Genomic DNA, 22383 nt, shown 5'->3' with positions numbered 1-22383 from the left:
ATTTTTGTTTATGTTGCTATCTCACTCTGAAAGTATTAATTCACGTAATTGGTCTGTGCTATTGGATGATGTTACGTACGTTTCACCTTCAGAATCGATATACATCAGTATGCTCTCTTCACCTTTTTCTCCTAACATTAAATGGATAGCATGAGTAGGAAGATCACCTTCATATTCAACCATTAGGTCAAAGTCAGGTTTTACTGCATCATTATTAGATTTCTGTTTAACTGCAGTTCTTATTATGTTTTCAAATATTTTAATCGATTCTTTATCGCTAATGCTAACCAATATATCTTGATTCATGTCACCAACCCCATTAGATTTTGATACATTTATTTCTCTAATATTTTCATCTAAAAGGTCCATTGTTTGTTCTTGATTAGTGCAACCTACAATAAAAATCATAGCCAATAAGAATAAATAGATAGTCCTCATTTGATCTCTCCTAAAATATATTTCAACTATTGTTACGAAAAACGCATTTATTCAGTCTTACTTTATTTTAGAGTAAGGAAAATTTTTACGCTATTAGTTTTCTATGGTCTAAATATACAGTCAGAAGGTAAATCAACTCTAATTGCCCTCATTCCTAGCTGTATAAATTTTATTCTTACAGTCACACTAAACGTAGAAGGAGGTTTTTTGAATGGATTGGGATCTTTTATGGAAAGCAGTCATCATTGTAATAGGAGGGACCTTTTTATTACGTCTTGCGGGCAGAAAATCAATTTCCCAAATGACACTTGCACAAACGGTTATTATGATTGGAATTGGCTCATTACTTATTCAACCGATAGCTGGTGAAAGCATTTGGGCTACGTTGGGAGTCGGACTTGTACTAGTTTTAACATTAATTGTAATGGAATATGCACAGGTAAAGGCAAATTCCTTTGAAAATATTCTAACAGGAAAATCAAAAATATTAATAGAAAATGGTATCTTACAGGAGAAAAATTTGAAAAAATTCAGATTAACTGTTGATCAATTGGAAATGAACCTTCGGCAACAAAGTGTCTCACGCATTGAGGACGTCAAGTGGGCTACATTAGAACCAAATGGACGTGTTGCAGTGGTGTTAAAGGACGATGCCCAACCTGTTACGAAAAAAGAATTCCAACAATTAACAAGCATGATGGAACAGCTTTTGTTGCAAAGGAATCAGCCGGTTAACGTAGGGCAATCATCACCATTAAATCTTCCACCCATTTCTCCAGACCAACCGGAACCATTATTCGATGAAGTACACAGCAATTCACATAAAAACAAACCGCCAGAGCATTTGCAGTAAGATTTTTGCTATTAGTTAGGACCACCGTTTTTAAGAGGATAGATTTTATAGATAAAACGCTTTAATACAAATTAGACCACACAAATTAACTAGAAAATGTGTGGTCTAACGATTCTATTCTGCTCACGCAACGCAACCTTGTATTAACTGTTCATCGTACTTCCGTATTTTATTCCTTTATATAGAACTGTAATGGATTCTGCAATAGCAATAATAATGATAATTGCTGCTGTAAGCAATAGCATTCTCTCAAATGATAAGGGTGTATACTGTTCGAGTTGGAGTTTAATCTCGTGATTCCAAATTTCCGTGTTGTACATAACATAAACAAATATAATGGCAGATATTACATTTAACAACGACGTAATGATAGCTATTTTTACCGTCCATCTTCCTTTGATAATTTTTATTAATTCACTCAAAATGGTCATTGTGAAGACGATAAAAATAATAAATTTAAATGTGGCTAAAACTTCTATGTTAAAAAGCGGAGTAACATTCCATTGATCGTCATATTTATAATACACTCCAATCATTTCAGGTAAGAAGAAAAATAAAGTGAGGAGGATTGTAGTAAACATGATAGAAAAGATAGATTCTCCTCTTGAAATATGAGCTTTTTCATTAGGTAACTCAGGTAATTGAGATGGATCCCACTCATCTTCATCCTTCTCATTTTTAATAGATATTTGGTTATATTCTAATAAAGCAAAGATACCTGTGACCCAAGCAGCTCCATGTAAAATACCAGAAAACAATGTGCCTAGATAATTCCAAATAACTTCAGAAATGTTTGTAAAATTGAATAGTACACCAAATCCTGTTCCTATAGATATCCCAATGAAAATAGCGATGATAACAATCTTCATTACAAGAATGTATTTATCATAATAATTAGGCCCAATAAGGTATCGTTCTCTTCCTCTGTAACGAGCCGCTAATTCTTTGGGATTACCAAGATCTCGCAATACATATTCGATTTTCTGTTCTTCAGAATAATGATTTTCCATTCCTTCTATCATATCGTCAATTAAGGTTCTCAGTTCGCTCGCAATTTCATTATGATGTTTTCTAGGTAATTCTCTAGTCACAGCATAAATGTACCGATCAATCATTGTCTCCCTCCTCATCAATTAAAATATTTATCGAACTATTAAGATTCTTCCATGCCGCAGTGAGTCTTGAATAAGCGTCTAAACCAAATTCACTGAGCTTATAATATTTCCTAGGCTTCGTACCATCTGTATCCCAAGAGCTTTCTAGCACTCCTTGCTTTTCCAGTCGACGCAAAAGAGGATATAACGTATTTGCCTCTATCTCAAAACCTTTTTCATTCATTAGTACGATTAAAGAATATCCATATTGCGGTTCTTGTAACTGACTTAAGACGGCCAATGTAATAGTTCCTCTTCTCATTTCTTGAGTAATTCCATTTAATACATCATCATTACCTTTTTTCACTCGATCACCTTCCACTTACATAGTACTGTTTAGCACACACTATTGTCAATGACATATTATTTTAAAAGTAATAATCGTAAAAAAACAGCCAGATAATCATTTATCTAGCTGTTCTTGCGTTCTGACTATTTGTTTTTACATTCCATTATACAGAGCTTCGACAGATATATTAGAGGTGATGAGCTGTTTACTCTCCTACCATTCCATCACCATCACGATCGTCCATATATGGGTATAACCAATGATCGCTCGTTATTGGCATACTAAAGCCTGCTTCTTTTGCCTCTTTAATCGTTACCTGTCCATTTCCGTTCGTATCAACACTAGAAACATCACCTTCTTCGATGGAAGCAGGTGTTTCTTCAGATTGATTCCCGCCGGTTAAACCGAGGGATTCATTTGTTTCATCAGGGTTCCCATTTTCAAACGTATCAACAATCTCGTTCCCCATTATTGTATAGGTATATTGATAACTTGAAGGAATTTGTGTTTCTGTATCAGGATACGTGATAATGGCTTCAAAATTAGTAGCACCACCTGCTTTACGGATTGCATCTTCCATGTATGCCTGATCACCATGTCGGTTAAGCGTACTGTTTTGAGGAGTGATGTTGTATGCATTCGCTACCCCTCCTAAAGAATCAGCAATGACATGACCTTCATCTAACTTATCACTTTCAACACCAGGAACTTTTGCTTCATCAGAATAGTATCTCCCGTTCGACAACACTGGTTCATTATCTTCATCCTGTAGAATGATTTGATCAGCTATTACACGTACTAGTTGACCGTGTTCATTAGTAAACGCCCAATACTCACGATTCCCATAACCAATATTAACTACAACGTTAGGTTCGCGATGGCCAGACTGGTCACCACCATCCACTTCGATAAGAGTGTAACCTGAGAACTCATCACTATCTTGTGTCGATTCTATACCATCCGTAGGGACAGTATCGTCTTTTTCACTCTCTGTTTCATCTTCTATTTCATTGTTAGTATTTGTTTCTTCTGTACTCAATTCTTGTGAATCTTTCTCCACATCTGAATTCGATGTGTCTTCTAATTCGGCACAACCTGCCATTAGAATAATCATTATAAGTATCATTAAATAGTTCAATTTTTTCTTCATGTGATGTCTCTCCCATAGTTGTTATATTTTTTGTTCTATCCATTTACAATGTGAAATGTTCGCGTAGTAAATCCCCCTTGAAATGAGTTTTTTTCTTTCTATAAGTCTGGCAGTCGTTATCATAACAAGAACTAATCTGCTTTTTGAAGCTGTAGACCGTGAATCTCTCCGATTAGATTTCTATAATATTCCGAACGAATAGAAAACCCTCCGAATTCTTCGTGGGTTGTAGAGGTAAACCATTCAAAGTTATTCTTTATAAAAGTTAAATCTTCTGGTAACTGAGGGGCTACCCAATCATACAAACTATTAGCAACTTGCTGTAATAGATGACACGTTTCTATATTCGAGTCAATAACATAAACGGTTGCTTCCGGCCCTTTCGTTATGGTGCTAGCCCATTCTTTCGTTTGATAAGTTTGGAGCACATAAGGTTTGAACAGTTCCAATATCTCATGATTACATTTCAATTCTTTTCTAGTGATAAAATAGAACTTATCTGAGTTATTACAGAGAACTGTTATTAGTTTTCTATAAATCTCATTGGAAGGATTTTCGATTAAGTCCCAATACTCCATATCTTCACCTACATTCATGCAGTTTAAGCGTGATTCATTCTACCAATTTTAGAGATTACCATATTTCTAGTCCTCTTCTAAATCGTCCCGAAACAATTCATATAAGAACCTATCTCTACCTGTCAAAAAGTTTAATGTTAAATTATAATGTTCGGTGTCTTCATACGAAATTTCCTGTATGGAAGAGTCGTCAAAATTAAGAATTTGTGCTTCTGGATAACCTAGTAAAATCGGCGAATGTGTGGCTATTATAAACTGTGCTTCCCCTGTGCTGACTAAATCATTCATAATTTTTAAGAAAGCTAACTGACGGGCAGGAGATAATGCAGCTTCTGGCTCATCCAAAAGATATATCCCTTTCCCTTCGAAACGATTTTTAAATAGCGATAAGAAGGACTCTCCATGCGACTGATGGTGTAAAGATTTACCACCATATGACTCAAAACTAAAGCTAGGTTCTTCCTTAGCCAGTTTATCTAAATAGGTAGCAAAGTTAAAAAAACTCTCCGCTCTTAAAAAGAATCCTTTATTAATTTTTGGTAGCCAAGAAAGCCGTATGTAATTACCTAAGTCAGACTGAGATGCATCCACAGAGTACATATCATTTTTTCCTCCGCCAGCACTATTAAACTCGCATTTGTAAGAAATAGCCTCAAGTAAAGTTGATTTTCCAGATCCATTTTCACCCACGAAAAAGGTAACTGCATTTTTAAATTCAATTACATCGGTACCTTGTATGCTTCGAATATTAAAGGGATAAGTATCATGATGTTGGACTTTTTCATGCAATATTGTTAATTCTCTTAAATACATGTAAATATCCCTCCTTTTCTATTTCTACACGTACAATTAATTATATATCACCACATACTTTTCTATTTTACCATGTATTATAGGGAAAAAACTTAATTTTTTGATTTTTTTACTTTATCTAGATGATAGATAAAAAGTTGTAAAACACAAAAACTCGAGATTCTATGAGAGAAATCCCGAGAAATCCCGAGAAATCCCGAGAATTTATTGAGTTTTGTATTGAAAAGGCTAAGTTGAATTATTACTGTATAGATGTCAAGATAATGAGATTATCGTTGTCATATTTGATCCTTTTAGTACTCCTAACACTAAAGTAAGAATCATGCCTAGAGCTAGAGACCGAAACCATCCAAAAATTTAAGACACATATACTCCTATAGCTAATACAATCCATCCAAAAAAGATAGAGAAATTTAATATATTAACAACATGGAACATGCCATAAAAATCTCCTACCAGATTTGTAGCAACATCAACGTCTGTACTTACCACAATTTGAAAAGCGAAATGATCTACTCCCGAGTGGAACGCTCTTACAAATAGACCAACGATGACTAATAAGCCACCCCAGAAACCTACTTTTATTGCTAATTAACTGCACAAGTATTAAAACAGCCGGAAATAATAGAATTGTCCCAATCAAAAAAAGACTATAAGATATAAGCATTAAGCTAGGATATGTGTTATAAGCCGCTAATTGGTCAGGTAAAATTAATTCTTATTCTCAGCAAAGCAGAAATAATTAGTAGGATGGGAGCTACAATTAAAGAAATCCCCCCAGCCATCTTCCTGGAAAATTTCCTAAACCCTCTTGTAATGCTTTTTTCTGTGGATTTATTTTTCTCACCTCTTAGTACATACCATTTTCATAACCATCATCATTATTACATTCTTAGAATTACATTGGCGCCAATAACGCTAATATAAACAAGTATTATCACTTAAGAGTATAAGTTATTTTTTAAAGTTAAGTTGAAGGCAGATGGTGCTAGTATAGTTTCATGGACACATATCAGTTAAGTTACTACAATTAATTATAGGAGGATGTGTCCGATGAAAAATAGGAATCTTGGAAAACGATACAACGATGACTTTCGAAAATAGTTGTTGATTTATATCATGCAGGTCAATCAGTTAGAAATTTAAGCAGCGAATATGGTGTTTCTGAAGTAACTATTTATACATGGATTAAGAAATTCACTCTAATAGATTTAGAAGATGGCTCTTCTATTACTCCAGATGATTATGCCAATTTACAAAAACAAACGCTTAAGTTGCAAGAGGAAAATGATATATTTAAAAAACTATGGCCATATTCGGAAAAAGTAAATCACGCTGAAATAACTGACTTTATTGACCAAGAAAAGGAAAATTACGCGATTCAAACAATGTGCAACATCCTTAATGTGCCAAGGAGTACGTATTATTAAACGATATCTAATCGTGACCAAGAAAATAAGAATTTGACCTAGAGAATTATTGAAAACGGTATGGTGCTCCTAAAATTCATCACATTTTGAATGAAGAAGGTTACCGGATTAGTGTGAATCGTGTCCAACGGTTAATGGGTAAGGCTAATATAAAGTCTATAATTGTTAAAGTGTTTCGCCCTACACCTAGCAAGGTAAAAGTCGTGGAGTGTGAAAATATATTAAAAAGAGACTTTACCACCAACGCATTGAATGAAAAGTGGGTTACGTATATTCACACTCTAAGACACGGTTGGTGCTACCTAGCATCCGTTATAGATCTACACACCAAGAAACTTGTAGGTCATTCATTTGGGCGCAAAATGACGACTGAATTAGTTACACAAGCACTAGAGAATGCTTATAATACGCAACATTAAAAAAGGAAGAAGTAAATCATGTTCAATATATCGATTATAAAACCGCTAAATTAGCCGTGTTTCAATACATTGAAGCTGGGTATAACCGTAAAAGAATACACGGTAGTATTGGTTATAAAACACCACAAGAAATGGAAGATGCTGTTTGATCTACTACAAAGTTAATTCGCAGTACGGTTTTACGTGGAGAGGTGGGCATAATAGCCTTTTTCGCCAGTGTTTTTTTTAGATTAGCAGGTTTCCTGATCAGGGAATCTTGGACACAGAGCCTCCATATCAAGCCTCAACAGTTTCATATAAATCAGATTCAAAGAGTGAGTAAAAAGCTTAACTTATTTGTGTCCAAAATATTGACTTAGTATGAGTTATTCACCGACGTCATGAATGATAGAAACATAAAGAGGCTGGGACACAACTAAATTTCACAAGTCAAAAGGCGAACATTAATAAAGAGATATTAATTACGCAGAAGAAAACACGAGACTCCTGCAGGAAAAGCAACAGCCGAGGGATTACAGGATGTAATTCAGTTCGGCGATGCAACAGGACGTTGCGGTATACGCCGAACAACCTAAGCTAAGTTCATTTGAACTTTTGTAATTAGTTGAGGCGTTGCCTGCTGTATAGGAAACACTGTACAAGTGTTTGTTTTGTACAGATGTTGACTTATGCCCTATGGGTAAAAGCGAAGTGTTTTAGCGAAGTAATTATAAAAAAGCGTACAAGCCGAACTGATTCTAAAGAATCGTTCGGCTTGTAGTGTAATTAAATTCTTCTGTCCCAGCTTCTTTCGCTGTACTCGGAAAACTTGGACAAATAAAATAGTTAAGGTTCAATATTAACGATTAATTCATTCATATCAGGGATATCATCTATCAATTCATTTTCCTTCAACCAGTCCGCTGTCTCTTCCCAGGAACTTATATCTTGCGTTCCAAATCCTGATTCACTTTTCATTTTTGGTAATAAAATGTTCATGCTTTCCATCTCTACTTCTTTATCAAGAGCGAAATTAGCTTCGTCTTGATTATCAAGAATAATTTGTAGTGCATCTTCTGGATTTTCAACCATGAAATCGAAACCTTTTCGAGCAGCTTTCCAAAAAGCCTCTATGTCTGCTTGCTCATTTTTCCATGTATCTTCACTTGTCACTGCAACTATTTCATAATAACTTGGTACCCCATAATCAACTGGATTAAAGAAATCAATATCGTACCCTTCGCTTCGTAAAACAGGAACTTCGTGATTGACATACATTCCGCTTACCGCATCCACCTGTTTAGAAATCAAGGAAGAGCCTAATTCAAATTCAACGTTGATCATCTCAACCTTATCATAATCTCCACCGTCATGGTTAACAATCGTTTTTACTATTGCTTCGTTTATTGGTATTCCTGGGTAGCCAACCTGTTTACCTTCTAACTCTTTTGGTGACCCTAATGGATCATCAGAACGATAAACGACGTGATTCAATGGTTCTCTTACGACTGCAGCGACAGCTTTGACAGGGATGTCTTCATTTGCTTTTGCCATAATGACATCTGGTTGGTAATACAATCCCATTGTAACATTCCCAGAAGCAGCGAGTGTAAGAGGATCGGTAGGGTTTGCAGGAAATTGAATCTCTACATCCAGTCCTTCTTCAGCAAAATAACCTTTTTCCTCAGCGACATATAAATAACTGTGCACCGCATTTGGATACCAATCAAGCATGATGCTCACCTTTTTCAGATCATCGTTAGCAACAGAACTTTCGTTTTTTGTTTCACTGTTATCTTCTCCACATGCACTTAATAGTAAAAGGACAAAAGAAATAGTAAATAAAAAAGTAAATCTTTTTCTCATCTTATGTTCGTCTCCAATTCAATAAATATTTTTCTAATAAAACAACTACAATAAATAAAAGGATGCCGATAAACGAAAGCAGAATGATTGGGGCAAATACTCCCGCACCATCGAATTGCGTCATCATTCGACGGCTGAAATACCCTAGTCCCGCTTGTGCACCAAGCCATTCTCCAATTGCAGCACCAATAACACTCATGGGTACAGCTACTTTTAGTCCTGAGAAGAAGGATGGTAAAGCAGAGGGTATTTCTAATTTGAAAAAAAGTTGCCTTCGGGAAGCACCAATGGATTGAAATAATTCTTTCAAGTCTTTATTTGTAGATCGAAATCCATCAAAGGTACTTACAGTAATTGGGAAAAAGGTGATAATAATAGTCACTACAATTTTACTCCAAATAGAATATCCAAACCAAAGTACAAAAATTGGCGCCAAAGCAATAATAGGTATCGTCTGTGATGTAATCAATAATGGATAAAACGTTTTTTCTAATGTTTTTGACATATTCATGCTGATCGCTAAAGAAATTCCTAGCACTAAAGAAATAGCTAGGCCAATAGCAATCACGGAGAATGTAATAGGAAGATGATGTAAAAATAACACCTCTCTTAGTTCCCAAAGCTTCATTCCGACTTCAGTTGGTGCGGGAAGGATGAATGATGTGTTTACCAATCTTGCACCCATTTCCCATATAAGTAATAGGAAAAAAGTCAATATAGTTGAGTAAATATAATTTTTCATCTGTTAAACCCTCATCCGGAAACGTTCTATTAAACTATTTTTTAGTTCCACCACTTCTTTTTGGTCTAAATGGTGTTGCTGTCTTGGACGTTTAAGAGGTACCTTGACTTCTTCTAATGTAGTAAAAGGGGTATCTGTAACAATAAAAATCCGATCAGACAAAAACAAGGCCTCAGAAATATCGTGTGTAATAAATAAAATAGTTGATGATTGTTTCTTCCATTGTTCTAGTAGCCATTCCTGCATAAATAATTTAGTCATCGCATCAAGGGCAGAAAAAGGCTCGTCCAGCAATAACACGTTTGAACCTGATAAAGTGGCACGTAAAAAGGAGACGCGCTGGCGCATTCCGCCAGAAAGCTCACTTGGATATTTGTTTTCATAGCCTTCTAACCCAAATTCCTCTAGTAATCTATCCACTGCATTGCTGTCAATACTCTTTTGCTTTTGTATTTCTAAAGGCAGTGTTGCATTTTGCCGAATCGTTCGCCAAGGCATCAATAGATCTTGTTGTGGCATATACCCAACTTTTCCTAGGCGGTTTTCCATTTGTTGTCCATTGATATAAATAGAGCCACTTCTTTGTTGTTCTAGTCCGACTATAAGACGGAAAATAGTTGTTTTTCCTGAGCCACTTGCACCAACAATACTGACAAATTCCCCTTCGGAAATAGAAAAGCTTACATCTTTTAAAATGGGAATGTGTCCAGCATCATTTTTGTAATCAAAATTTACGTTTTTAAACTGAAGTGCTTGTCCATCATTGTTTGGGAAACTCTTCATGAATATTCATCCTTTTTATGCTTGAGTAATGCAATCATTTATTGCCTTTTTTTTTGATTGGACCAATGATAAATAAAGTGAATCATCGTTTTTGTAAAGGAAACCAATTGGTCGATAGATAATTGTTCATTTACAGCATGTGCATGAAGGAAATCTCCTGGTCCATAAATTGCTGCTGGAATGCCTGCTTCAGAGAACCAGCCCCCGTCTGTAACAGATGGGGAAACATCAATAGTTACAGGGTCAGTATGTACTTTTTTGTGGGACTTTGATAATAGTTTGACCGCCTTGTGATTTGGGTCTACCTGAAGGGAAGGAAAAATTTCCCCTTTATCTTCAATCATCGATGTTCCACCCCATTCAAAGGTTGGAGGATTTTCACGTAACCATATGTCCGCTTCGGCGACTCTTAAGAGATGCTCTTCTATTTCTTGTGTAACTTGTTCATAGGTTTCATCCGGATAGTAATGAACAGTGATCCACAACCGACATTCATCAGCAATGAATGCTGCATGGCGACCACCTTCAATGACTGCTGGATTAATCGTATTTGTTCCAGGTTGATAGCCTTCATATTGCTTCGTTATTGCCCAATGACGTTCGAGTTCTTGAAGACCTTCTATTAATTTCGTCATTTTTTCAATTGCGCTTGCCCCAAATAAGCCTCCACCTGCATGAATCATATTTCTGCGGGTTGCATCATGATAGGTTTTTTCGCTTTTAACGGTAATCCAACCAGTAATGACACCACCTTGACCTTGGATGTGCAAATCACTTGTGTCCACAACGAGAGCAAAGTCAGCGTGGTAACCTCGTTCACAGCATTGTAATGTACCTGCTTCTCCAACTTCTTCTCCAATTACGGATTGAAAGATAACATCACCTGCCAAAGTCATATCTCCTTCGCTTAATAACTTTAGTGCAAATAACGCTCCGGCAAGTCCACCTTTCATATCAGCAGCTCCACGACCAATGATGTTGCCGTTTTGAATCACCGGTTGGAATGGATCTGATTTCCACGCTTCATCCTCTCTTACTTCTGCTACATCGATATGCCCATTTACAATGAGACTTTGATGGGTATCTGATTTCGTTCCTTTTTGGACGCCAACGACATTAGGGTCATTGGGATAAACATCCCACATATCGATGGAGAAACCAATCTGCTCTAGAAATTGAGCCACATATGTTTGTGCTTCCGTCGTATTGCGAGCAGGTGGAGCAGGCGTTTTAAATGAGATGAGAGTAGCTAGTAAATCTACTAACTCATCTTGACGTTCATCTACTTGAGCTATTATTTTGTCTAGATTACTCATCATGTATAACCTTCTTTCATAAGAGAGAACTTGACATTCACACATATAGTATTTGAAAAAACGAGTAGGGAGAAGATATAAAAGTTTAAGAAGGGAATCATGTTCGATTTGTTTTCCAGTAGGAATTGTGTAAACTTTATCTACAGCAAATAGATGGTGTCAGTTTGGATGACTGTTTAGAGCGATAAAGTGAGCTCCGCTGACTAAAAAGAGCTACTTCCAGCATCAGGAAGCAGCTCATGAACCAATACGCACATGTTGATAATTGTAGATGAATTATAATGACGATGCATTTGCGTAGTCACCGCTGCCTTACGCTAGTATAAACTAGATCAAGTTCAAGGGTTAAGGAGAAGTCCTTTCTCAGTTTTATAGTAACTATGAATGAAGAGTTACCCAAAACATCCCTATTGGTGAAAAATATGGAATTTTTCTTTTAACAAATAATTGTACCATCTATTTCAAGCGATTCATCTATTTAATAACGAACAAAGATGATGAAATGAAAAGTTGGTTCGCTTTACTGTTCGTTATTTAATTTTTTGCTAAATCTTTTACTGGCCACATAGAGACCTCTTCTGCCATCTCCCAGAACATGTATTCAAAGTAACTCGTTCTGACAAAGATATCTTCAATTCTTTTCAATTCATGTTCAGGTTTATCTTTTGCAATGTCATTTATCAAGTCGATACAGTCTTCAGCAATTTCAGTGAAACCTCAGAAGAATACATCTGAACCCAGTTTTCATAAAGGTCGTGCTCTAATGCACCTGGCCATTCAGCTAACTTCTTACCAATCCAATTATAACTCCAAGCACAAGCAAGTACTGCTGCGATAGCGTTTTCCACACCACCAAGCTGAGCTTGACTAATCATATAACTTGTATAGGCAGTCATAGTAGCTGAAGGTTCTGTTGCTTCTAACTCCTCATTCGAAATATTGAATTTCTCTGCATACTTACGATGCAGATCCATTTCAAAATTCATTGTGCCGTGAAGTAGATTACGAAAATAGTCATTGTTTTAAAATCATTCGCTTTCGTACTACCAATTGCGAACACACGAGAGTATTCAATTAAGTATACGTAATCTTATTCATATAATGAATAAACTTCTCTTTATCGAGAATTCCTTCCCCAATACCCTTCACAAATGGATGCTCTAATTAACTATCCCAAACAGGTTCGACAGTTTTGAATAGGCGATCTGTAAACGTCATAATGTCTTATCTCCTTCTTTCTATTTTGAATAATGAATCAAAAAAACCATTCCACTAATAGAGGGAATGGCAGAATAAAAGATACTGTTGTATGTATCGCCACCACTTCCCTACGCTAGTATGACCTAGTTCAGGTTCAAAGGGTCAAGACATGTCTTTCTCAGCAAATTTTTGCTCCCCTAGTGATTTATCTATTCAATTAGTTTTATTATAATCATATATGTTTGTCCTTGTCAAATATCGCTCGACACGTGATTGTGTCAAGTATTTGTGAGTGTTTATTGACGAATTGTAATATTAAGTGCAACACCTAAAATGCGGTTAAAATAAAACATCCCATAACAGTTTCGTGTAAAATGTAAGTAACCACACCAACACATACACGGAGGTCTGTTATGAGCTACAAACATCTTACCACATTTGAAAGAGCACGTATAGAAACACTCTGATGAAGGGGAATCTATCCGTTCTATCGCTGAAAAACTGAAACGTTCACCATCTACTATTTCTAGGGAATTGAAACGCAATTCTCAAGATGGTTTCTATAAATCCGAAAATGCCCAAAAGAACTATATCGATCGTAGATTACATTGTGGACGTATTGGTAAATGGTCTTCAGAACTTGGCGATATCCTAAATGAAAAGTTGGAGTTAACTTGGTCACCAGAACAAATTGTCGGTCGTTTATTTCAAGGCTCCATCAGTTTTAAAACCATTTATCGCTGGATTTATCAAGGACTATTAGTGAACCAGAATTTGAACGTTCTTCGCCACAAAGGAAAGCGTCAGAAACCCCAAGAAACACGTGGTCGATTTAATGTTGGAACATCCATTACAAAACGGCCAAAAGAGATCAGAAAACGAGAGACTTTTGGTCACTGGGAGCTTGATAGTGTTGTCTCCAGCCATGGGAAAAGCAAGGGATGTTTCGCGACGTTTGTAGAACGAAAAACTAGATGGTACGTAGCATTTAAAATGCCAAATCGAACCGCTACCTCAATGGTGCAAGCAATACAAACATTGTATAAGCAATTACCCACTGGTGCATTCCAAACCGCAACAGTAGATAGAGGTAAAGAATTCGAGTGTTATAACACGATCGAGCAAGATACAGACATCCAAGTATATTTTGCGGAACCCTATTCATCATGGCAACGTGGCAGCAATGAGAATGCCAATGGTCTATTAAGAGAGTTTTTCCCTAAGAAAACAGATTTAGCTAAAGTCTCGGATGAAGAACTAGAAAATGCACTTTCTTTAATTAACAATAGACCTAGAAAATGTTTAAAACGGAAAACTACACACGAAGCGTTTCAGGAAGAATTGTTGCACTTAATTTGACAAACGGTCATATAATAAAAATCGTACATGTCGATATTCCTCATGACTTCATTATCTTTTATATCATCTTCAGAATGATTGCATCCTGCTAATATCATCAAAAAAAAAAAAGAGGAGGAAAACATTTACATTCCTTCTCATAAATATCACTCTTCCTTAGTTTAACTACTTCTTACATAACTCTGGTTATTTCTAATTTACCCATATGGTTACATTAACTGTTGATTGTTGGGATTTTTACATATATGTATCTTTCATGTTATCTTCGCCTATTATTTCCTTGGCTAACTGATAAAGTTCTTCGACAAACCCCTCAAATTCTTTAGGGAATATGGCATCTGTTGTTCCTTGTCCTAGATATTCTTCAGTAGTCCCATCTTCAAATTGTAATAGCAAAGACCAGCCATAGCCATGATTATAAGAGTCCGGGGACTCCGTCGTATAATTTCCTTTCCAATCTTGAACACTATATTTCTCTAAGATGTTAATTAATCTTTCTTTATCGTTAAATATTGTTGTTCCTTTTGATTCCAACAGACCATTTGTTGAAAATCTTGGATTTATATAAATCTCTTTATTCTTAATATCAATTGCTATACTAGTCGGTATGGGGGAAGTAGTAGAAAAGGCTAATTTGATTACTTCGTCCAGGTCGTGCTTCCTCGTGGCAACCGGAGCTTTATGTATATAATAAAAATCATATATATCGATATTACTGTTCACGATTTTATCCTCCTTGGAATTTGTTTTTTTATAATCGTTTTGTCTTTCGGTAGAATCATTACATCCTACTAATACCATACAAAAAACAAGAGAGAGTACATATAGATACCTTCGCAAAAAATCACTCCTCATACATTTCATTAAGCATTTTATCCATAAAATCTTTTGAATTTGATAGATAGTGCCCTATACTCTTTATACCAGCAGTTTTTATTTCTTCTTCTAGCACCATAATTCTTCCATAATATCCAGCCATTGTCTCACGGTTTGGCTCTCTATTTCTAGTTCCATCACGATTTATCCAATAATATTTATCCTTAAAATGTTCATAACTACCAACTATTGTATTATTTGTAACACCACCATAAGTATCCGATGCTGTGTTATGATCAGGCCCATCTAACTTTTCCTTATATAGTGAAATTAAACTCGACTGTAATTCGATTTCTTCTGTTGTAAGTGTGTCATAATAATCATTTTGATTCATAACATTATTTGTCACATTATCAATCATTTCCTGCTTTTCCAATTGGCTTAGATGTTCATAGTCTTCTAAATCGAGAATCGCCTTTAACTCCCCTCTAAAATTCGCTTCTGCATCATGATAAATATGGTTATTTAAATTCTTATCATCTATGGTAAAAGAATCTGACAAAAAGCCATCATATCCATGATCCACACCATAATAATAATCGAAGGCATGAGCAACCTCATGGAAAAATGTATAATAACTGCCACGTGGTTTGTTTCTATTTTCACTAATATTTATTTCAATTATATCTTCAGATGAAATGAATCTTTGAATCTCTGCATCTGTACTCGCAATCGTAAAGCGATCCAAATATTTCATAGACAAAGTCCTGTAAGGCTCGTCAGCTGTATACATTATATACTTTATCTCGACTTGATCCTTCGCATCCAGTGGTTCAAGAAATTCATTTGTTTGGTGTAAATACTTACTGTTTACTTCTTCAAATTTAATAATACTAATAATTTTCTCTAAATCATTAGGGTAGTCTTTTAAATAGTCTTCATAATGCTCTTTTGCTTTTCGGGTATAATGAATTTCGTCCAGTTTGCCCACCCATGCAAAATCCATTCCATCTAGACTAAATGTTTTCGACTGTGTATTAAATCCTCCATCTTGAATTTGTTCTAAGCCTTGCATAACTGCTTTCGCTAATTGAAGTGCCGTTTCATAATTGCTTGCTGAAGTAGTATTATAGGTGTACAATTTTTCCAGTTTTAATTCAAGGTTTCGTTTCATTCTTCTATAGATGTAAATCATATACTGAACAAACGAACTTTCCATTTCTTGAAGTCTCTTAATTTCCTTATTAATTGCGTCAATCTGTTCTGTTATTTCCGATTCCACTACATCCGCAGCCGACACTTGAGAACGAAATCGACTTGGATAACGGTCATTTTGGCGAATTAATTCCTCGCTTAAGTAAATAATCCCTTTAGCAAGTGGTCGAACAACAAACCGAACATATTTCTTAGCATTCTGATATGTCATTCCTTGTAACATGAACGCACCAGAAAATTCATCCATTGCTTGAACTTTGATTCAGCTTCACTAGTAATAATGTTTATCCATGGATACTTTGTTTTAAAATCTTTTAAGGAACCAATATGGTCACAACCTATGACCTCTTTGTTCTAATTCCTTATCTAGTTCATTTAGAATAATATTAGAACATAGCAATGGGTTTCGTCCTAATCGAAGTGCCCATGATGCAACTTGAAAGACAAGAGGATTTATCAAATGAGGATACATTACGTGTCCATCAAACCTACCCTAGGTAAAAATGCAATCTTACCTTACATCTATCCGCTTCATCTACTCTGTATCACTTTCGGCGGGAAGGGCTTTGTTTTGTTAAGCAAACTCATCCAGTGATACCTTCTGATTCCATGTCATCAAGGACACCCTTGGGATTAGCTAACCACTACTTCTGCCTTCATGGCTCGGGACTCTCACCCTAGAGATTACCTCCATACCGGGCAAACCAAAAGGTGCGTTAACCCATTTAGGATTAACGCACCTTAGTACAATAAGCAAATTTTATCTAAGTTGGGCTACGACTTTGGAAGTAATTATTAGATTAGTAATATAATAAATTTTTTGGTCTATAAGCAATTAAGGATTAGATGACCTTCTGATACTCCTTCTAGTTCCCTTCTTCCTGTATCAACTTAATAGAATTTTATTATACTTGGCTCACTAAATAATCATGTATCTCTCCAGCCGGATCCATACATTCTTCTCTCGTATAATCACAATTAAAGGAACGAGTAAATTCCTTGGCTATAATATCTGCAATTTCTTCTTTGGACATATCTTGCTCAATTTTATCTGCTATTCTGCTGGATTCTCCATCATACTCATCATAAGGGCCATACATAGATAATTTTCAAAGCCATCTGCACACTATTTATTGAATCTAGTCCTGCTTCCCTTAAAGAGATGTATTCTACTTTATGTATATCGGTTTTCATAACCCCGTATGTCTTCACTTATACTAGGTTCATGTTTTGACAGACAAATCACCCTTTTAATTATATCTCTTATCTTCTTTACACCATTAATTATACAATATGCAATGGGTGGTTTTTTACACATAGTAAAACCATCCCTATTTTCTGATTATTTTTTATTGTGTAGGTTGTTTGATGCTTACTTATATGTACTCTCCCAAGTTTTATAAGTCCTTGAAATAATTTCTGGTAAAGATTCAAATAAAAATGGTTCATTAGTTTTATATGTGAGAGCTTCACCACTTATTTCCTTTATTTGTCCATTGTAAAGCAGTACTTCATAAGGAAGCTCTTTCAGACGTTCAACTTCGTTAGTAAGAATGTTTCGTAAATACTCTTTGTCTACATTTGGATTATTCAAAGCAACTGAGCGAACAACAATATCTTCATTTTCATTTTCTACTAGAGAGACTAATGCTTCATGAGTTAATGAGCGATTTAATGCCAACCATCTTCTTGTTTCTTCCGTAAATTCTTCAGGATAATCAAATAATGCTTCATGTAAAAATGTTTTACATATGTTTGGGTTTTGGAGGGCGATACTCTTATACTTCCAACTAGTAGTTTCATATACTTCCCCTTCTATTACTCCCATAACAACGTTCTCGTCTTCCGTTTCCATGATCGCTTTCGTTATTTCATCATCATTTTCTGTTGGAAGAACTTTAACTACTTCTTTCTTCACTTTCTTTCTCATCTCAATCTCTTCCATTATTTCGTCAAAATCGTGATTGATATTAGAAGAGAGCAGTTCATAAGTAAGTGTAAAGAATTCCTGAGCAGCTATTTGAGCTTCATCGTATGTATTAAAGTGATTTTCTCTTCCAGTCTCTCCACTGTATGGGCAGTCTTCCATTCTATTTGCTCTACAGAGCGTTGGAGCTCCTATGTTTGGATGAATATGATACATTCTCTTATTCATAATCTCACCTTTTACCTTTAAAAAGTTATCTGTTTTTATCATGGCAACACTTACTGTTAAGACTTATTCCCACAGACCTTCAGCCAACATCATACCAACAACACTATCTTGCCTGAGGATTGTTCTTCTATCTAATTCTTTTGCAACTTCCATCGACAAGAGCACCCTGTTTGGTGTATAAATCTTCCATTTTTCATAGATCTCTCTGTTTCGCTTATACCACCTCTTCAATTCAGAGATAAAATCTTGACTAAACAAATCCTCTCTATATTCAAGCTGGAAGTAGTTAGCTTCCTTAACATTTTCCTCTATCTCTTTATCTGTAACTGAATAATCATCAAAAACAGATAAAAGCTCATAGTTGTCCATGTTTCTTATAGCTTCTTTAGCATTCTCTAGATTTCCATAAAATATCGGTTGAGTAATCATTTTACTTGTGTTTAAGTCATGGGAGAATTTCTTGAAGTCTTGCTTTATCCATGCATATGGATCTCCATAATTTTCAAGTTTTAATTCCCCTTTTTTATACTGCTTGTATTTTATGAATCTTTGATATTCACGCTTTAATATTGCTTCAACTTCTCTTGCATGGTGCTTGCTAAATTCGTCTTCAAATGTATGTTTATATGTATATCCTACGTACTCGATTCGTTCTTTGATTCGCTCTTGTGAAATATGCCATCCTTTTGTACTTATATTATCAGGAACATAGCTAGGTATTGTCGCTCCGTTATAATAACCCCGAGCTACTACTTCTGCTGCTTCTTCCTCAAATTTTTCCCAATAAATACTTGCGGCCATCTCTACTGGATCAATATTTACTTCTTTGCTGTACATAATTGCTTCCCATAATGTTGCAACAATTACCTCTAATGGAAAACTAGTGTTCCACATTATTCGTCCAAATGAAGAATAGTCTTTTAGTCTGTTTCTTACACGGAGTTCTTTCAAAGCAGTCTCTGAACGGACCATGTGTGTTCCATGACTCATCTCCATTAATTTGTAATATAATTCTACTTTATTGTCGGAGTGATACTCTTCTCCATAAGGACATCTAAAAATTTCTGCTTTACAAGGATAGACTTTCCCTTCAAAGTTAATATGATATTTCATAGCTACACCTTTTCATAGTTTTTTATAAAGTTAAATGATAATGACCCTTCTACCTCATTTATTGATTTGAGGTGCACTGCCACTTTCCTCTTTCGTTAACCATGCAAAAACACTATCTAACACTTCGGCATCAGCTGTTTCAGCATCATAAGACTTATCTTTTTCGACGATCTTTAAAAAGTCGATTAATGTTAAGCACTTTATCTCTCCTGGCCAAAAAACATGATCTATTTTACCCAGTCCCCGATCGGTCGGCATCATAACAACATATGGTTTTACCTTCATCTTGATCCCTAATTTATTTATTTTAGATTGAATCCTTTCAGTAGCATAGTACATATTTTTAGACATTTCTTTTGGTTCCCCTACCCAATTTCCAGTTATATTATCAATTGCCTGTAATGCACTTTTACCCGAATTTGTTTTAGTTGTTTTCCACGTGATATCTCCTTGGAAATAGAATTTAAGATCAATTAGGTAAATGTGTTTATTACTAATTAAAATACAATCGATATCTGCTTGCGTATTCGCATCAGGACCTGGAGAATACTCAAAGGGATACTGAACGGACCAATAGGTAGCAAACTTCTCTAGAAAATCATTTTTTTGTAAAGCTTTAGCAAAATTAAGTTCGCCTAATGCACCTACTTTTTTATTGATAATACTAAAAGATGATCCACTTAAACCGGCTCCTGGTTCACCTTTCATTAGGGATGTTGACACAAGTTCGACCTTTTCTAATTCTCTAGGCTCGTATCCTGTCATCTCACCAAGCATCTCTGGTTTAAGCTGTCTTTGTTTGTGTTTCTCCATTTTCTCAGCATATTCCAAATGTTTCAGACGAGTTCTTTTTATTTTTTCTTTATTTTTAGATCGATAGAAGAAAAATCTTTTTATATCCCATGCAATTAATGTTATTGGAAATATAAAATAGTTGAACTGAAGTACTGTCAATAATAGTCCGGCATTTGTACCTTCTAGTTGGTAAATCAAGATGCTGATTACTTCGTAATTGAATAAAATATAAAAGAAATTCACAATCAATGATTTAGTGATCGCAAGTATTTTTTCTATTATTGTAGGGTCTATATCATAAGAACGCAAAAGCCAGAATTCTTCCTCTTTTATTTCACGGTAATACAATCTAGATTTATTAAATAAAATTACGATAAAGTAGATAAAGATTGCGAAAAAAGCATTTTCGGTTAATATAGATTTTAGTGTGACACCAGAAATTTTCATAACATATATTAAAAAGAAGTGAAATATTACGATGTATCCATAAAATAAATGGGAATAAATTTTATATTTTTTAGTTACTTCCATTTGTTAAATCCTCCATCTCTCCTGCGTGTAGTCGTTCCTAACAAGTTCGGATGATTGTATAATTCTGATTATTGCAGATGAAATGAGCCACTTATGCGTAGTTTTGAGCCATCGATTGCAGAGAATAGAGCCGCCATTTGCGGAGTAGAACGCCACTATGGAAAAACACTCTCAAAAATAAGAGAGTCAGAGCCACAGAGAAGCAGCTTGCCATTGACTGTAACGCCTGATTCTTTGGAATTTGGTGGAAGGGGTCGGGGCCCCACCAACGAATGCTTAGAATCGATTTGTCCGTGTTATCTTATTTGAACAGGTGTGCCTGTTAGGCATTATTTTTGCCACGACTGCGTTAGTTCCACAACACGGACAAAAGTAAAGTCAATGGTGGTGGACAATAGTATTCGCTCTATTTATGGCATAACAATGGTCGTGGATCTCCTTTGCGCAGGTACTGGCTCAAGTATTTGCATTAAGTGGCTCAAAACACCGCACTGCCGGCTCAAACTTTCCGCAATACTCAAATTCTCTTTAATGACTTCGATAATAATGATACTCCCTAGTTTTCCGACAACCAGAGCGTCAAACCACTAATGTTAGCCCTTTTTTTAAAAGCTTACTTTAAAAAATCTGTGACGCAAAAGTTGTTTGATGATTTCTATTAATCGATTGTCAATGATTTCATCCCGATCATTAATATATAGATTCACAATATTGTTTTCTGCAAGAGGATGGTATGATTGAACGGAAGCAACATTAAATTCCGAGAACTGATACCTCTTTGTATATATTAAGTATTACTTCATTACCATCATCATCTATATATCCCACAACCATTTCTTAAAAATGGATGCAACTTGGAATTCGGCAAAATAACAACCCTATTATACTTCAATCTGTGATCATTTCTCCCTAGTCTTTTATCAAAGCCCATTGATTCACACTAAACGTAGTAATTTTGCTATCTCCTTTTAATTCTACTAGGTCTCAACTACATTTCAACATAAGTATCGGCATACTCGTTGTATCCATGTCAGAAAATATCTTCCGTCTACTTATTTAATTTTTGCCAGCCCGCATGTAGAAAACCCACTAGCATATTTGGATGTTTGGTCTATTGCTCTATTTCCATCTTTATGTATAAATGTATACTCTCCATTTCTCGACACCGCTGCAAAGCCAAATTGATAGGTAGATCCAGAATCATAAATTGGATGAATCACATAGTTATCATTTTTATCCATGTATCCGCCTAATCCATTTTCACGGGCAACAAAAGCTAAACCGTTGTCAGAATGGTAGTGTAAAAAGTTCTATGAAAACTACCCCATAATAAAAACTCTCATCTATTTTGAAGGAGAAAAATAACCGCCATCGCCCTTGACAAACACG

At 35.5% G+C, this 22383-nt stretch carries 18 protein-coding genes, 3 pseudogenes and 1 riboswitch; of the genes and pseudogenes, 3 read left to right on the top strand and 18 right to left on the bottom strand.

Features of this window, described 5'->3' with window-relative positions; translation table 11 throughout:
* Window positions 1-21 precede the first annotated feature (21 nt).
* Window positions 22-438 (bottom strand): YhfM domain-containing protein, encoded by a 417-nt coding sequence (locus tag GGQ92_RS14910; RefSeq protein ID WP_184250808.1) that lies wholly within the window; start codon window positions 436-438, stop codon window positions 22-24.
* A 211-nt stretch (window positions 439-649) separates the two neighbouring features.
* Here GGQ92_RS14910 and GGQ92_RS14905 point away from each other — a divergent pair, with 211 nt between their 5' ends.
* Complete coding sequence (locus GGQ92_RS14905; RefSeq protein WP_184250804.1) at window positions 650-1291, top strand: DUF421 domain-containing protein; 642 nt, start codon at window positions 650-652, stop codon at window positions 1289-1291.
* Window positions 1292-1434: 143 nt separating this feature from the next.
* Here the strand turns inward: GGQ92_RS14905 and GGQ92_RS14900 are convergent, their stop codons facing one another.
* From GGQ92_RS14900 to GGQ92_RS14880, 5 genes are all read right to left on the bottom strand, one after another.
* Window positions 1435-2406, bottom strand: a complete 972-nt coding sequence (locus GGQ92_RS14900) for a hypothetical protein (protein WP_184250801.1) — start codon at window positions 2404-2406, stop codon at window positions 1435-1437.
* Window positions 2399-2707: a PadR family transcriptional regulator gene (locus GGQ92_RS14895; protein WP_184250830.1), complete on the bottom strand. Its 309-nt coding sequence runs from the start codon at window positions 2705-2707 to the stop codon at window positions 2399-2401. The genes GGQ92_RS14900 and GGQ92_RS14895 overlap by 8 nt, the downstream gene beginning before the upstream one ends.
* A 232-nt stretch (window positions 2708-2939) precedes the next feature.
* Window positions 2940-3884: a DNA/RNA non-specific endonuclease gene (locus tag GGQ92_RS14890; RefSeq protein WP_184250797.1), complete on the bottom strand. Its 945-nt coding sequence runs from the start codon at window positions 3882-3884 to the stop codon at window positions 2940-2942.
* Between the two features lie 131 nt (window positions 3885-4015).
* A complete protein-coding gene (locus tag GGQ92_RS14885; protein WP_184250794.1) occupies window positions 4016-4462 on the bottom strand; it encodes a hypothetical protein in 447 nt (148 codons plus the stop codon).
* A gap of 66 nt (window positions 4463-4528) precedes the next feature.
* The gene (locus tag GGQ92_RS14880; protein WP_184250791.1) at window positions 4529-5275 is read right to left on the bottom strand and encodes an AAA family ATPase; all 747 of its coding nucleotides are present in this window, start codon (window positions 5273-5275) and stop codon (window positions 4529-4531) included.
* 1053 nt (window positions 5276-6328) lie between these two features.
* On the opposite strand from GGQ92_RS14880, the pseudogene GGQ92_RS14875 reads away from it, so the two are divergent.
* Window positions 6329-7273 (top strand): annotated as a pseudogene (locus tag GGQ92_RS14875) (IS3 family transposase).
* A 676-nt stretch (window positions 7274-7949) separates the two neighbouring features.
* On the opposite strand, the gene GGQ92_RS14870 reads toward GGQ92_RS14875, so the two are convergent.
* The 5 genes and pseudogenes from GGQ92_RS14870 to tenA all read right to left on the bottom strand — a co-directional run bounded on the left by GGQ92_RS14870 (window position 7950) and on the right by tenA (window position 13028).
* A complete protein-coding gene (locus tag GGQ92_RS14870; RefSeq protein WP_184250788.1) occupies window positions 7950-8969 on the bottom strand; it encodes an ABC transporter substrate-binding protein in 1020 nt (339 codons plus the stop codon).
* 1 nt (window position 8970) lies between these two features.
* A complete protein-coding gene (locus GGQ92_RS14865) occupies window positions 8971-9711 on the bottom strand; it encodes an ABC transporter permease (RefSeq protein WP_184250785.1) in 741 nt (246 codons plus the stop codon).
* A gap of 3 nt (window positions 9712-9714) precedes the next feature.
* Window positions 9715-10494, bottom strand: a complete 780-nt coding sequence (locus tag GGQ92_RS14860) for an ABC transporter ATP-binding protein (RefSeq protein ID WP_184250782.1) — start codon at window positions 10492-10494, stop codon at window positions 9715-9717.
* A 38-nt stretch (window positions 10495-10532) separates the two neighbouring features.
* A complete protein-coding gene (locus tag GGQ92_RS14855) occupies window positions 10533-11813 on the bottom strand; it encodes an acetylornithine deacetylase (RefSeq protein WP_184250779.1) in 1281 nt (426 codons plus the stop codon).
* A 531-nt stretch (window positions 11814-12344) separates the two neighbouring features.
* A pseudogene (gene tenA / locus GGQ92_RS14850) lies at window positions 12345-13028 on the bottom strand (thiaminase II).
* Between the two features lie 90 nt (window positions 13029-13118).
* A riboswitch (TPP riboswitch) is annotated at window positions 13119-13219 on the bottom strand.
* Window positions 13220-13423: 204 nt separating this feature from the next.
* Between tenA and GGQ92_RS14845 the strand changes: the two are divergent.
* Window positions 13424-14369: pseudogene (locus tag GGQ92_RS14845) on the top strand (IS30 family transposase).
* 237 nt (window positions 14370-14606) lie between these two features.
* Here GGQ92_RS14845 and GGQ92_RS14840 read toward each other — a convergent pair.
* From GGQ92_RS14840 to GGQ92_RS14810, 7 genes are all read right to left on the bottom strand, one after another.
* Complete coding sequence (locus GGQ92_RS14840; protein ID WP_184250777.1) at window positions 14607-15092, bottom strand: hypothetical protein; 486 nt, start codon at window positions 15090-15092, stop codon at window positions 14607-14609.
* A gap of 121 nt (window positions 15093-15213) precedes the next feature.
* The gene (locus tag GGQ92_RS14835; protein ID WP_184250774.1) at window positions 15214-16647 is read right to left on the bottom strand and encodes a hypothetical protein; all 1434 of its coding nucleotides are present in this window, start codon (window positions 16645-16647) and stop codon (window positions 15214-15216) included.
* Between the two features lie 658 nt (window positions 16648-17305).
* Window positions 17306-17500: a hypothetical protein gene (locus GGQ92_RS14830; RefSeq protein WP_184250771.1), complete on the bottom strand. Its 195-nt coding sequence runs from the start codon at window positions 17498-17500 to the stop codon at window positions 17306-17308.
* A gap of 272 nt (window positions 17501-17772) precedes the next feature.
* Window positions 17773-18597 carry a hypothetical protein gene (locus tag GGQ92_RS14825; protein ID WP_184250768.1) on the bottom strand — a complete coding sequence of 275 codons (825 nt, stop codon included), beginning with the start codon at window positions 18595-18597 and terminating at the stop codon, window positions 17773-17775.
* Window positions 18598-18618: 21 nt separating this feature from the next.
* The gene (locus tag GGQ92_RS14820) at window positions 18619-19668 is read right to left on the bottom strand and encodes a hypothetical protein (protein WP_184250765.1); all 1050 of its coding nucleotides are present in this window, start codon (window positions 19666-19668) and stop codon (window positions 18619-18621) included.
* 54 nt (window positions 19669-19722) lie between these two features.
* Window positions 19723-20994: a nuclease-related domain-containing protein gene (locus GGQ92_RS14815; RefSeq protein WP_184250762.1), complete on the bottom strand. Its 1272-nt coding sequence runs from the start codon at window positions 20992-20994 to the stop codon at window positions 19723-19725.
* A gap of 1052 nt (window positions 20995-22046) precedes the next feature.
* On the bottom strand, window positions 22047-22235 hold the full coding sequence (locus tag GGQ92_RS14810) for a WG repeat-containing protein (protein WP_246384524.1): 189 nt from the start codon (window positions 22233-22235) through the stop codon (window positions 22047-22049).
* Between the last annotated feature and the right edge of the window lie 148 nt (window positions 22236-22383).

It is taken from the genome of Gracilibacillus halotolerans (assembly GCF_014206945.1).
GTDB classification, from domain to species: Bacteria; Bacillota; Bacilli; order Bacillales; family Amphibacillaceae; genus Gracilibacillus; species Gracilibacillus halotolerans.
The sequence above is the reverse complement of the archived record's forward strand: the minus strand, read 5'-3'. Positions and strand labels throughout refer to the sequence as shown.